This window comes from Planococcus soli (assembly GCF_016881065.1).
Taxonomy (GTDB): domain Bacteria; phylum Bacillota; class Bacilli; order Bacillales_A; family Planococcaceae; genus Planococcus; species Planococcus soli.
Genome location: NZ_WXYN01000051.1, coordinates 468,862 through 481,379 on the forward strand (window position 1 = coordinate 468,862; position 12,518 = coordinate 481,379).

Annotated in this window: 14 protein-coding genes; 11 read left to right on the forward strand and 3 right to left on the reverse strand. The window is 47.3% G+C overall.

Annotated elements, in window-relative coordinates:
* Positions 1-3 precede the first annotated feature (3 nt).
* The 3 genes from GJB59_RS17060 to GJB59_RS17070 all read left to right on the forward strand — a co-directional run bounded on the left by GJB59_RS17060 (position 4) and on the right by GJB59_RS17070 (position 1,083).
* Positions 4-300 (forward strand): hypothetical protein, encoded by a 297-nt coding sequence (locus tag GJB59_RS17060; RefSeq protein WP_142826606.1) that lies wholly within the window; start codon positions 4-6, stop codon positions 298-300.
* Positions 297-581, forward strand: coding sequence for a TIGR04104 family putative zinc finger protein (locus tag GJB59_RS17065; RefSeq protein WP_236015725.1), 285 nt, complete (start codon positions 297-299; stop codon positions 579-581). Before GJB59_RS17060 ends, GJB59_RS17065 begins: the two co-directional genes overlap by 4 nt.
* Before the next feature lie 91 nt (positions 582-672).
* Positions 673-1,083 (forward strand): VOC family protein, encoded by a 411-nt coding sequence (locus GJB59_RS17070; RefSeq protein WP_142826605.1) that lies wholly within the window; start codon positions 673-675, stop codon positions 1,081-1,083.
* A gap of 48 nt (positions 1,084-1,131) precedes the next feature.
* Here the strand turns inward: GJB59_RS17070 and GJB59_RS17075 are convergent, their stop codons facing one another.
* From GJB59_RS17075 to GJB59_RS17085, 3 genes are all read right to left on the reverse strand, one after another.
* Positions 1,132-1,809: an amino acid ABC transporter permease gene (locus GJB59_RS17075; RefSeq protein WP_142826604.1), complete on the reverse strand. Its 678-nt coding sequence runs from the start codon at positions 1,807-1,809 to the stop codon at positions 1,132-1,134.
* A 15-nt stretch (positions 1,810-1,824) separates the two neighbouring features.
* On the reverse strand, positions 1,825-2,673 hold the full coding sequence (locus GJB59_RS17080; protein WP_142826603.1) for a transporter substrate-binding domain-containing protein: 849 nt from the start codon (positions 2,671-2,673) through the stop codon (positions 1,825-1,827).
* Positions 2,674-3,140: 467 nt separating this feature from the next.
* On the reverse strand, positions 3,141-4,805 hold the full coding sequence (locus tag GJB59_RS17085; RefSeq protein WP_142826602.1) for an Rqc2 family fibronectin-binding protein: 1,665 nt from the start codon (positions 4,803-4,805) through the stop codon (positions 3,141-3,143).
* Positions 4,806-4,912: 107 nt separating this feature from the next.
* On the opposite strand from GJB59_RS17085, the gene GJB59_RS17090 reads away from it, so the two are divergent.
* The 8 genes from GJB59_RS17090 to rsmB all read left to right on the forward strand — a co-directional run bounded on the left by GJB59_RS17090 (position 4,913) and on the right by rsmB (position 12,516).
* Positions 4,913-5,197, forward strand: coding sequence for an extracellular matrix/biofilm biosynthesis regulator RemA family protein (locus tag GJB59_RS17090; protein ID WP_142826601.1), 285 nt, complete (start codon positions 4,913-4,915; stop codon positions 5,195-5,197).
* 1 nt (position 5,198) lies between these two features.
* Positions 5,199-5,819, forward strand: a complete 621-nt coding sequence (gmk, locus tag GJB59_RS17095) for a guanylate kinase (RefSeq protein WP_142826600.1) — start codon at positions 5,199-5,201, stop codon at positions 5,817-5,819.
* Entirely contained in the window at positions 5,819-6,043 is a 225-nt protein-coding gene (gene rpoZ / locus GJB59_RS17100) for a DNA-directed RNA polymerase subunit omega (protein WP_142826599.1), read from the forward strand. The genes gmk and rpoZ overlap by 1 nt, the downstream gene beginning before the upstream one ends.
* Before the next feature lie 74 nt (positions 6,044-6,117).
* Positions 6,118-7,323: a bifunctional phosphopantothenoylcysteine decarboxylase/phosphopantothenate--cysteine ligase CoaBC gene (gene coaBC, locus GJB59_RS17105; RefSeq protein WP_142826598.1), complete on the forward strand. Its 1,206-nt coding sequence runs from the start codon at positions 6,118-6,120 to the stop codon at positions 7,321-7,323.
* On the forward strand, positions 7,313-9,709 hold the full coding sequence (gene priA, locus GJB59_RS17110; protein ID WP_142826597.1) for a primosomal protein N': 2,397 nt from the start codon (positions 7,313-7,315) through the stop codon (positions 9,707-9,709). The genes coaBC and priA overlap by 11 nt, the downstream gene beginning before the upstream one ends.
* A 19-nt stretch (positions 9,710-9,728) precedes the next feature.
* The gene (gene def / locus GJB59_RS17115; RefSeq protein ID WP_142826596.1) at positions 9,729-10,238 is read left to right on the forward strand and encodes a peptide deformylase; all 510 of its coding nucleotides are present in this window, start codon (positions 9,729-9,731) and stop codon (positions 10,236-10,238) included.
* Complete coding sequence (fmt, locus tag GJB59_RS17120) at positions 10,235-11,167, forward strand: methionyl-tRNA formyltransferase (protein ID WP_142826595.1); 933 nt, start codon at positions 10,235-10,237, stop codon at positions 11,165-11,167. The genes def and fmt overlap by 4 nt, the downstream gene beginning before the upstream one ends.
* Positions 11,164-12,516, forward strand: a complete 1,353-nt coding sequence (gene rsmB, locus GJB59_RS17125) for a 16S rRNA (cytosine(967)-C(5))-methyltransferase RsmB (protein WP_142826594.1) — start codon at positions 11,164-11,166, stop codon at positions 12,514-12,516. The genes fmt and rsmB overlap by 4 nt, the downstream gene beginning before the upstream one ends.
* Positions 12,517-12,518: the final 2 nt, after the last annotated feature.

The window sequence follows — 12,518 nt, forward strand, 5'->3', positions numbered from 1 at the left end:
AGAATGGAAATGTCGTGGATGCTGATCATTGCTGGAGCCGTTTTGGCTGCTGGCTACTTTTTCTATACTGCTTCTGAAAAACGCATCGAAGCGCTTGAAAACAGAGTCAGGCAGGTTGAACAGCTGCTTAAACAAGCGACCCAGGGAATGGAACTGGCAGAACCCGACGTCAATAAAGAACTTCGGGTACTTCTGAAAGAAGGAAAAACGATAGAAGCTGTCAAGCGCACACGCCAGGAATTCGGCTGGTCTTTACTTGAAGCAAAACAATATGTAGATAAGCTGAAGGCGGGAAAATGATGCAGCAATGCGAAATATGCCATACTTCATTTACCTGGAAGCAGATCAGCAAATCCCTGTGGCTTGCCTATAAACCGGTACTCTGTCCGAATTGTGGAAGGCGCCATAAAATTCAGTTTCTGTCGCGCCTCCTGGCTTCATTAATGATTGTTGGACCACTTTTCGTATTAAACTCTCTTTCTCCGTTTGCCGGCACGGGGAATTTCATATTCAGTGTGCTGATTGTTGTACCGGCTGTTTTATTGGTATTGCCGTATATGATGCGGTACCGGCTTGCCTGAAAGATCCTTTCTGAGGATCTTTTTTTGTTGGCAGGATAATGGCAAGCTGTGGCGAATAGTGGTGGTGAACAGAAAAAAGGAGGCGGAATGCGTGAGTATCCAATCGAGCCATATTTTTGTCAATTTGCCGGTAAAAGATCTGGAACGTTCCAAAGCTTTTTTTGAAGAGGTCGGATTTGAATTTGAAGAAGAGATGACGGATCAAAATGCGGCTTGTATGATCATTGGTCCGACGATTTATGTGATGCTGCTGACAGAGGATTATTTCAAAAGCTTTTCAAAAAGAGAAATCGCAGACACGTCAAAAAGTTCAGAAGTCATCACTGCCATCTCTGCCACCAGCAAAGCGGAGGTGGATGAACTGGTAAGCAATGCGTTCAAGGCTGGAGGCCAGAAAGCCAATGAAAAAATGGACGATGAATATATGTACGTGTGGAGCTTTAAAGACCTGGATGGCCATATGTGGGAAGTTCTTTATATGCCTGGGGAAGAAGCGGAATAACCGAAAAAAATGCATCCCGGAGAATAATCTTCGGGATGCATTTTTTCTTTATAGGTAATCTGCATAGCGTTTTTCAAGGTGGTTTTGCAGAATGGTCATTGCTGAGCAGATGGCCCAGTAGACCAGCGCAACCAAAATCAGCATGGTCAATAAATCATATTCTCGGGCCCCGACAATGCGTGCCTTCTGGAAAATCTCGGGAACGGTGATCATGGCTGCCAAAGAAGAGGCTTTGATCAAGTCCAAGTAGACATTCGATAACGGCGGTACCGCGATCCGCACCGATTGCGGCAGGATGATACGGCGCATGGTCTGCCAATAGGTCAATCCGAGTGCAGTGGACGATTCCCATTGCCCTTTATCGACGGAAGCCAGGGATGAGCGGAAAACTTCTGCAATATAAGCGGCGCTGTTAATGGTAAAGCCAATCAAAGCGGCCTGTACAGCTGTAAATTCAATGCCGATGACAGGAAGGGCAAAATACAGCAGGAACAGGATGACTAGAATCGGTACGCCTCGCATAAAGGAAATATAAAGACGTGCCGGAAATTGCAAAATCTTCAATGGTGAGGTGCGGGCAAGGGACAGGAAAAAGCCGATAATTATCCCAAGAATCATGCTGACGACAGATATCAGCAACGTATAGCCGATGCCTTCCAGTACATAAGGCAGTGATTCGATAGCTAAGGCAGGGTCAAACAACAGCCCCCATTCAATGTCATTCATAAGACAACCTCCTGCTTAATTTTCTTCGATATCAGGTTTAACGGAAACATCCGCACCACCGAAAAACTCTTCGGAAATTTCAGTGATCGTGCCGTCTTCGAGCATTTCTTCCAAGGCGCTGTTGACATTTTCGGCAAGCTCCGTATTGTCCTTGTTCATGACAAGGCCGACTTCAGACGGTGCATATTTGATATCTGGATGAATGGTAATATTCAGCTCAGGAAAAGCAGCAACACCGAATGTCGATAAATAATAATCATTCAGGATGACATCAGTGCGTCCGATTGAAACGTCGCGCAAATACACTTCGTTCGTAGCATTGTCATAGGTCACTTCTTCTGCGCCGTAATCGCGTGCGATTTCCATGTAAATGGACGTAGAAGCTCCCGCTGCCTTTTTCCCTTCCAAGTCTTCCAATGCAGCGATGCCGGACAGATCATCTTTGCGGACAACCGCAGTGCCATAGGAGTGTTTAATCGGAGTGGAGAAAATAAACTGTTCTGAACGGTCTTCGGTTATCTCGATATCATTGGCGGCAATGTCGATTTGGCCAGTATTGACGCTGGTCAGCATTTCATCGAATCCAAGCTCGGTAAACTCGATATCCAAATCCAGGCGTTCGCCAAGTTCCCGAACCACCTCCACCTCAAAGCCCGTCAATTCATCGGAATCTTCATCACGGAAAGAAGTAGCAAGCAAGGTTCCTGAAGTGGCAACTGTCATGGAACCCTGTTCTTGAATTTCATCCCAAGCAGTCGTTGTTTCTTCGTTTTCGCTTTCTTCATTGCCGCACCCTGCCAGCAATGCCAGTGCGATAGCCCCGTTGGCTATAAGTATTTTGTTCTTTGTAAAATATGTATACACGTGTAAGCCCCCTTAAAATTAAGTCCTTTAAGAACATAGCATTTACTGATGGGCGGGGCAACGGGTAGAGCTTAACTTGCAAGAAAACTCAAATGGTTGAAATATTATTATTATGTAAACTAATAATGGCTTTTTTGGAATAAACAAGTGAAAGGGAAGCTGTCAGGTTGGAATCTACTGCTTTAGTGAAAAATAGCTTGGCGCTCGAAATAGGAAGTAAGATCTATAAAATCTATAAACATCATTAACTATACAAGGTGAACGGATGTTTTTCTTCTGCCGATATTCCGCAAATCAGCTCCGCTCTCTTGCGGGAGCACGTCCAAAGCGAACAAAGCGATGGATAAAAGCCAGGTTCCTTAGTTCAACTTGCATAATTGATAAAGGCGGTACAATACATAACTGCTTGTGTTTCCTAAGTTATGCACAAAAAAACCGGAAAGCCAAAAGCTTTCCGGTTCACAAAACTACTTTTTCAACTTGATGACAAGCTCTTCATCTGGCGTCACAAATACCGTTTTTTGTTCGAAATAAATGACGAATCCAGGCTTCGATCCATTCGGCTTTTTCACTTGCCGAACTTCGGTATAGTCAACGGGAACGGAAGACGACTCACGGGCTTTGCTGAAATAAGCTGCGATGGTGGCCGCTTCAAGTATGGTTGTTTCGTCCGGATCGGTGTCATGAATGATGACGTGTGACCCTGGAATATCTTTGGTGTGGAGCCATGTATCGGATTTGGCGGCTACTTTAAACGTCACATAATCGTTTTGCTTATTGTTTTTGCCGACAGAAATTGGCGTACCGGTAGAGGAAACATAAGGTTCCACAGAAGGTTTTGTCGGTTTTTTCTTTTTCTTCGACTTTTGTGCTTTCATAAAGCCCTGCTCGGACAGTTCTTCACGGATTTCTTCGATATCGGAAATGCCCGCCTGCTGGACCTGCGACATCAGGGTCTCAAAATACTCGATATCTTCCTCAGTTTTGTCGATCTGTTCCTGCGTTTTCACAACGGCCGTTTTCGCTTTCTGGTAGCGCGAATAATAGCGCTGCGAGTTGTCGATCGGTGTTTTGCGTGGATCCAGCGTAATTGTCACTTTTTCATCGTTGTAATAATTATCGACTTCAATTTCCTTCATGCCTTTGGTGATGCGGTGAAGGTTGGCCATGATCAGTTCACCATTTAATTGAAGGAGATCGCGTTTTTCTGCCTGATCCTGCTCTTTTTTTAATTTTTTAAGTTTGAGTTTCAGTTTAGAAATCTCATTTTGCAGCCATCTTTCCAGATCGCCAGCCTGCTGTTTTACACGGTCTCGTTCGGCTTTGGCGTAATACATCCGGTCGAGAAGTTCGCCAAGCGTCGAAAATTCCAGTCCTTCCTCTGCAATGTGGGTCAATGGCGTAGCAGAAAAGAAACTTTTTCCTTCGTGCTCGACATAATAGCCGGTTGGCTGTGCTCCTTGGAAATCTTCCAGGAATGCCCGTGCGATTTCCGTTTTTTGGTCAGCTGACTCGAGCCGGTGGGCAAGCTCACGGGCATTCAGTGGAGAAAAGCCGGAGAATTGGCCGACGATTTCCTTGGCTTCTGTTTGTGCCAAATCATCGATCGACTCGAACGGATCTTTTTTCTCCTGGGAAGGCGGGAAGATATAAGGCTGCCCAGGCAGAATCGTCCGGAACGAATTGACGCTCGGCGGCAAATGCTTCAGGCTGTCGAGAATCATCGTCCGTTCGGCATCGATCAGGATGACATTCGAATGCCGTCCCATCATTTCAACGTGCAATTCACGTTCGATGTCATCACCGATTTCATTTTTTGCTTTGATTTTCAGCATGATGAGGCGGTCCATTCCGTATTGTGAAATCTCGGTGATGACGCCGCCCTCGATATGCTTGCGCAGCAGCATGCAGAACATCGGAGGTTCGGACGGATTGACGTTTGCTGCTGCCGTCAAGTGAATCCGTGAATACGACGGGTGGATCGAGATCAGCAGTTTATGGTTTTTTCCTTGGGCGCGTATATGTAAAAGCAGTTCAAGCTGGTTGGGCTGATGAACTTTTGAAATCCTGCCGGTGACCAGCTGTTGAAGTTCGCCAGTCATCGATTTTGTGAATAATCCATCAAATGCCATTAAATATCCCTCTTTCAAATCGTTTTGTTCCATCTTATCATTTTCTCGGTGTATTATGATATAATAAGACAGTTAGTTAGAAAACGAAGAACAGGGATCGGCAGCGAATGGCGGTGAAGAGTGTGGCGGAAAACGTGAAGTTTATTTCCATCGGCGGCGGCAATGCAATTTCGGTCAGCCGAATAGTTGCTGTCGTTACACCGGATTCTCCACCGGCAAAGCAGCTGATCCAGGAATCGCGCAGCAAAGGGCTGCTGGTTGATGCCACAAGCGGGAAAAAAACCAGGTCGATATTCATTATGGATAGCGACCATGTGGTGATTTCTGCGGCAGCTGCAGAAACGGTGCTCCCGCGATTAGAAGAAAATGATGACAAGGCAAATGAGGGATAAAATGAGAAACCAACGTGGACTGCTGATAGTCCTATCAGGGCCTTCGGGTGTTGGAAAAGGCACGGTAAGAAAAGAGCTGTTCTCACAGCCAGATACAAATTACGAATACTCCATCTCGATGACGACCCGTTCGCCGCGGGAAGGTGAGGTTGATGAAGTAGATTATTTCTTCAAGACCAAAAGTGAATTTGAGGGGCTGATTGAAGAAGATCAGCTGCTTGAATATGCGGAATTTGTCGGGAATTATTACGGCACTCCGCTAGCGTATGTCAACAAGATGCGCGATGCGGGCCGCGACGTGTTTTTGGAAATCGAAGTTCAGGGCGCTGCACAGGTTCGTTCGAAAGTTCCGGATGGCCTGTTCATTTTCTTGGCACCGCCGAGTCTATCGGAGCTGGAAGAGCGGCTGGTAGGCCGCGGAACCGAGTCGGATGAAGTGATCGCTTCCCGTCTGCAGGCCGCACGCCAAGAGCTGGAAATGATGAACCTCTACGATTATGTAGTGGAAAACGATGAAGTTGAAAATGCCTGTGACCGAATCAATGCCATCATCATTGCAGAACATTGCAAGCGTGAACGTGTTGAAAAACGATATTTTGATATGCTAAAGGAGAATGTCTGATGTTATACCCATCCGTTGATAAACTAAAAAGCCGAATTGATTCAAAATACTCGCTGGTGGCACTTGCTTCTAAACGTGCCCGCCAACTGCACGAACACGGTGATGAAAAATTGGATTCATACGTTTCCACTAAATCGGTCGGAAAAGCACTTGAAGAAGTCGCAGCCGGCGCTTTAACACAGGAAAAACAAGATGAATTTGCAGTATACGAAGACGAAATTTAACCATTAATCGCAACAGACGACTCCCAGAGCAAATTTGTTCTTTGGGAGTTTGTTGTTTAGAAAGGGTGTTTGAGTTGTTGGAGAATCGTAAAATTCTACTATGTGTCAGCGGGGGAATCGCCGTCTATAAAGCTGTTGCTCTCGTCAGCAAGCTGTCTCAGGCAGGCGCCACTGTAAAAGTGATTATGACAGAGTCAGCGCAGCAATTTGTAAAGCCGCTGACGTTTCAAGTGATGTCCAGAAACGATGTATACACGGATACTTTTGATGAAAAGGATTCTTCTGTCATTGCGCATATTGATCTTGCCGACTGGGCGGACTTGATCATTGTCGCCCCGGGGACTGCCAATGTGATCGGCAAGCTGGCAGGCGGCATCGGCGATGACATGGTTACGACAACGTTGCTGGCAGCAACTGCCCCTATTTGGATTGCTCCGGCAATGAACGTCCATATGTACGACCACCCTGCGGTAAAACGTAATATTCAGCAGCTTCATGATGATGGAATTCGTTTCATTGAACCGTCCGAAGGGTTCCTGGCTTGCGGCTATGTCGGCAAAGGCCGATTGGAAGAGCCGGAAAAAATTACAGAGCTGGTCACGGATTATTTTTCGCGCGAACACAAGCTGGCAGGCAAAAAAGTGATTGTGACGGCCGGCCCGACACGCGAGCGAATTGATCCAGTCCGTTTTTTGACCAATTTTTCGAGCGGCAAAATGGGCTATGCCATGGCCGGTGCTGCAGCAGAGATGGGTGCTGAAACCATTTTGATCAGTGGTCCCGTATCGCTGCCGGTTCCAAGCGGCGTAAACCGGATTGTGGTAGAAAGTGCAGAAGACATGCTGCAGGCTGTAGACGCGCATTACGATACGGCAAACTACGTCATCAAAACGGCAGCAGTTGCTGATTATAGACCGAAAACAGTGGCTGACAAAAAAATGAAAAAACAGGAAGGCGGTTCGACCATTGTTCTCGAACGGACCGTCGATATCTTGCAACATTTGGGCCAGCAGAAAAAAGGCCAGGTATTGATCGGTTTTGCGGCTGAAACAAACGATGTCGGACAATACGCTAAAGAAAAGCTGGAACGCAAAAATGCGGATTACATTATCGCCAACGATGTAACAGAAGCACAGGCGGGCTTTGAAGCGGATACAAATCGGGTGACTGTTTATGGGAAAAACGGCTTTGAGCAGGCTTTTGAACTTATGTCCAAACAGCAATTGGCTCGCCAGTTGCTTGAAATGATCACGGATAAGGAAGAGCCGCATGATAGCTGAAGTGATCGTGGACGTTGCAGCGCATCCTATTGACCGCCCTTTTGACTACGCCATTCCGAAAAATGTGGAAGTTTTGGCAGAGCCGGGAATGCGTGTCAAAGTACCGTTTGGCAACCGCAAAGTACTTGGGTTTATTACCAAAATTAAAGAAACCTCAGAGTTTGATCCGAAACGCCTGAAACCGATTCATGAGTTGATGGACGTTGTGCCGGTTTTAAATGAAGAATTATTGAAAATGGCCCAATGGATGAAAGAGCAGACAGTGTGTTTTGAAATTGACGCACTGCAGGTCATGGTGCCGGCAGCACTCCGCGCAAAATACGAAAAGCGCTTTGTGCTGAATGCAGCGCTTGATGAAATTGCAGTGCCATTGCGTCCATATTTTGAAAAACGTTCATTTATTCGGCTGCAGGATGCCGTCGATATATATAGTTTGTTGAAACAAGAAATGGAAAAAGGGACCATCCTTGCTGATACCGATATTCAGCAGCAGACAGCTGTGAAAAAAGTACGAATGATTCATATTGCTGACAGCATCGAGCAGCTGGAATCTACGGATATCCGTTCCAACGCCAAACAACAGCTGAAATTGATGGAGTTTTTCATGGAACATGCAGGACGTTCAATTGAGTCTTCCCAGCTGCAGAAAGAAGCGAATGTTTCCCTGCCAACCATCTACAGTTTGGTGGAAAAAGGAGCGGCTCAGATTTCCAATATGGAATCTTACCGGGATCCGAAGCTGCTGACAGCGATTGAGCAGAAGTCTTCCCTGAAATTGACAGGTGCCCAGCAACTCGCTTTTGATTCGATCGAAAGCGCATTAAATACGCCTAAAACCTTCCTGTTGCATGGCATCACGGGCAGCGGAAAAACGGAAATTTATCTCCAGACGATCGATCAGGTGCTGAAGCAAGGCAAGGAAGCGATCATGCTTGTGCCGGAAATTTCACTGACGCCCCAAATGACCATACGCTTTAAAGAACGTTTTGGCGACCAGGTCGCAGTTTTGCATAGCGGATTGTCAGCTGGTGAGAAATACGATGAATGGCGTAAAATTCAACGGGCAGAAGTGAAAGTTGTTGTCGGGGCACGCTCAGCCATTTTTGCACCATTTCAAAACCTGGGCTTGATCATCCTCGATGAAGAGCATGAATCGAGCTATAAACAGGATGATTCGCCGCGCTACCATGCACGGGATATGGCGATATGGCGCAGTGAATATCACAATTGTCCAGTGATTCTGGGCAGCGCAACGCCATCACTCGAATCCTATGCGCGTGCGCAAAAAGGCGTCTACGAATTGCTGGTGCTGGAAAAACGCGCGAAAAACCAGCCTTTGCCGGATGTCCATATTGTCGACATGCGGGAAGAGCTGCGGACCGGCAACCGGTCCATGTTCTCTGTGCAATTGGCGGATGCCATCCGCGACCGGCTGGAGAAAAAACAGCAAACTGTGCTGTTTCTCAATAAACGCGGCTACTCCTCGTTTGTGCTGTGCCGGGACTGCGGAACAGTCATGCAATGCCCAAACTGTGATATTTCATTGACGTATCACCGCTCCAGCGAAACGATGAAATGCCATTATTGCGGCTATGACGAACGCGTGCCGAAAACCTGTCCGGAATGCGAAAGCGAACATATCCGGTTTTTTGGAACCGGTACACAGAAGGTCGAGGAAGAGCTGGCGAAATTGGTGCCGGAAGCTCGCGTTTTGCGAATGGATGTCGATACGACCCGCAACAAAGGCGCACATGAAAAAATTCTTTCCGCTTTTGGCGAAGGCAAGGCCGACATCTTGCTGGGCACTCAAATGATTGCCAAAGGATTGGATTTCCCGAACATTACATTAGTGGGGGTATTGTCTGCGGATACGACGCTCCATTTGCCTGATTTTCGGGCCGCAGAAAAAACGTATCAGCTCTTGACGCAGGTCAGCGGCCGTGCGGGAAGAGATATTCTTCACGGCATGGTATTTGTTCAGTCGTATACACCAGAGCATTACGCCATCACATTGGCTAAAGACCAATTGTATGAGCCATTCTATGAACAGGAAATGGCCATGCGCAGAGCAAGCGGCTACCCGCCGTATTACTATGTTGTCAACATCCAATTTACGCATGAAGATTTGATGACGGTTGCCGAGTACGCGGATCAAACAGTCCGTTACCTGAAGAGCCACCTGTCTTCAAATACCTTGATTATCGGGCCTTCAGCGTCTCTTATTGCCCGTGTCAACAATAGATATCGCTATCAATGTTTGATAAAATACAAAAAAGAACCGAAACTGACCGATACGATGCAGCAGCTGATTAAAATCCACCGTACCGAGTGGCTGAAAAAAGGTGCGACATTGTCCATCGATATGAATCCGACATCGGTCATGTAACAGAAAAGAGGAAATGAATATGTCAATTCGAATGGTAGTAAAACACCCAAACGAAGTATTGGAAAAAAAATGTTTGCCTGTCACCACTTTTGATAAGAACTTAGCGGTTCTTTTAGACGATATGCATGAAACGATGGTGGAATCGGATGGCGTCGGCATTGCCGCGCCGCAAGTAGGGGTTGCAGTCCGTGCAGCCATTGTCGATTTCCGGGAAGGGCAGGATCCGATTGAATTGATCAATCCGGAGTTGGTGCTGTTTGAAGGTGCGGAAACCGATATCGAAGGCTGCCTGAGCTTCCCTGGAATCTTCGGTGAAGTTGAGCGCTGGGACCATATCAAAATCAAAGCGCAGGAGCGCGATGGTTCCTGGTATGAATTGGAAGCAGAAGGCTACGAAGCCCGCGCGATCCAGCATGAAATGGACCACTTGGATGGAATCTTGTTCACCAGTAAAATCACCAAATATGTTACCCAGGAAGAATTGGATGAAATGATCCGCCAGCAGGAAGAAGAGGAGGAACAGGTTTGACCAAAATTGTATTTATGGGAACACCTGCCTTTTCGGCACCGATCCTGCGCATGCTTGTTGAAGAAGGCTATGACGTTATTTCCGTCGTGACGCAGCCAGACCGCCCAGTCGGACGCAAAAAAGTGATGACGGCAACACCGGTCAAAGAAGAGGCCATGCGCCTCGGATTGCCGGTGTACCAGCCGGAAAAGCTGAAAAACCCAGAAGAACTTCAGCACGTCCTTGATTTAGATGCTGATATAATTGTTACTGCGGCTTTTGGGCAGATTTTGCCGAGCGAATTGCTGGAGACGCCGAAACTGGGCGCTATAAATGTCCATGCTTCGCTTTTGCCGGATTACCGCGGAGGCGCGCCGATTCACCAGGCCATTATAGATGGCAAAGTCGAAACAGGCGTCACCATCATGTATATGGTAGACCGATTGGATGCCGGGGATATCATTTCGCAGGTAACGGTGCCGATCGAAGAACGGGATCACACGGGAAGCATGTTTGATAAACTGAGCATTGCTGGACGGGACCTTTTGAAGAGAACTTTGCCTTCAATCATTGCGGGAACGAACGAACGGATTCCACAAGACGAAGAGGCCGTTACTTATGCGCGAAATATTTCGCGCGAGCAGGAGCGCATCGACTGGGCCAAATCAGCCGCAGCAATTTACAATCAGGTGCGCGGGTTGCATCCATGGCCGGTTGCGTATACGACGTTCAACGGCGCCAATATGAAAATCTGGTGGACGGAAAAAACTCTGTCGAATGCCAGCGGCAAGGCCGGCAAAGTGGTCGGACTGACCGATGATTCGATTTTGGTGCAGACCGGCGAAGGCGTTTTGGCCATCACGGAACTGCAGCCATCCGGCAAGAAGCGCATGACCGCAACAGAGTATTTAAAAGGACCTAAAATCCAGGCAGGAGATTTATTCGAATGAAAAACAAAAAACTTCAAGGCAATGTCCGCGATGCCGCTTTCTCAATCCTTTGGGCAGTGGAAAACAAGCAGGCATACAGCAATCTATTGCTTCACCAAACAATTGAAAGCTATGGCATTGCAGCAAAAAATAGAGGGTTGCTGACAGAGATCACATACGGCACACTGCAGCACCAAATGACGTTGGACTACTATCTGGAACCTTATTTAAAAGGGAAAATCGAGCCATGGGTCAAAACCCTGCTGAGATTGTCGCTGTATCAAATCGTTTACCTGGACCGCATTCCGGCACACGCAGTCGTCCACGAAGCGGTTGAAATCGCCAAGCGACGCGGCCACGGCGGCGTGGCTTCAGTCGTCAATGGCGTACTGCGTTCAGTACAGCGCAACGGTGTCCGTTCGTTCAATACGATCAGCGATCCATACGAAAAGATTTCCATCGAAACGAGCCATCCGATTTGGATGATCAAGCGCTGGGCAGAACAGTTCGGTTTGGAGAAAACGCGTGAAATGGCATTGGAAAACAACAAGACGCCTTCCCAGACCGTGCGGGTCAACACAGCCCGGGCAACTGTTGAAGAAGTGATTGAAATGCTCCAGTCCGAGGAGTTGGAAGCTGTACCCAGTAAATTGATCCCTGAATGTTTGATTGTCACGAATGGACAGCCGGCACGGACGGCTACGTTCGAAAAAGGCTTTATCACCATCCAGGATGAAAGTTCCATGCTTCCTGCCTACGCACTGCAAGTCAAGCCGGAAATGACCGTGCTCGACATGTGCGCGGCGCCGGGCGGGAAAACCACTCATATTGCCGAAAAAATGAATAACAGCGGTGCGCTTTACGCGCTTGACCTGCATCAGCATAAAGTCAAGCTGATTGATGAAAATGCTAAACGGCTTGGTCATACGGTTATTGAAACAGTAGTTGGAGACGGCAAGCAAAGCGTCGAACGGTTTGGTGAAGAGAAATTTGACCGCATTCTTGTAGATGCACCTTGCAGTGGGTTGGGTGTTATCAAGCGAAAGCCTGACATTAAATACACGAAAAAAGAAGAGGATTTTGCCCGTTTGCAGGAAATTCAAATTGAATTGCTGGACCAGGCCGCGCGTTTATTAAAACCAGATGGCATTTTGGTCTACAGTACCTGTACAGTGGATGCTGTCGAAAACCGGGGCACGGCAGAGCGATTTCTGAAAGACCACCCTGAAATGGAAAAAATTCAGGCAGCATTGCCTGCAGCCATGGGCATCAAGCATACAGGCTTTGTCCAAGTGTTTCCTCAGGATTATGGAAGCGACGGTTTTTTCATCGCAGCTTTTAAAAAGACTGAAAAGACCGCAACAGCTTGATG

Coding starts and splice junctions, on each gene's coding strand:
- priA (WP_142826597.1), top strand. CDS start 7,313: ATGATAGCTGAAGTGATCGTGGACGTTGCAGCGCATCCTATTGACCGC.
- rpoZ (WP_142826599.1), top strand. CDS start 5,819: ATGTTATACCCATCCGTTGATAAACTAAAAAGCCGAATTGATTCAAAA.
- GJB59_RS17085 (WP_142826602.1), bottom strand. CDS start 4,805: ATGGCATTTGATGGATTATTCACAAAATCGATGACTGGCGAACTTCAA.
- GJB59_RS17075 (WP_142826604.1), bottom strand. CDS start 1,809: ATGAATGACATTGAATGGGGGCTGTTGTTTGACCCTGCCTTAGCTATC.
- GJB59_RS17090 (WP_142826601.1), top strand. CDS start 4,913: ATGGCGGTGAAGAGTGTGGCGGAAAACGTGAAGTTTATTTCCATCGGC.
- gmk (WP_142826600.1), top strand. CDS start 5,199: ATGAGAAACCAACGTGGACTGCTGATAGTCCTATCAGGGCCTTCGGGT.
- rsmB (WP_142826594.1), top strand. CDS start 11,164: ATGAAAAACAAAAAACTTCAAGGCAATGTCCGCGATGCCGCTTTCTCA.
- GJB59_RS17060 (WP_142826606.1), top strand. CDS start 4: ATGGAAATGTCGTGGATGCTGATCATTGCTGGAGCCGTTTTGGCTGCT.
- GJB59_RS17065 (WP_236015725.1), top strand. CDS start 297: ATGATGCAGCAATGCGAAATATGCCATACTTCATTTACCTGGAAGCAG.
- def (WP_142826596.1), top strand. CDS start 9,729: ATGTCAATTCGAATGGTAGTAAAACACCCAAACGAAGTATTGGAAAAA.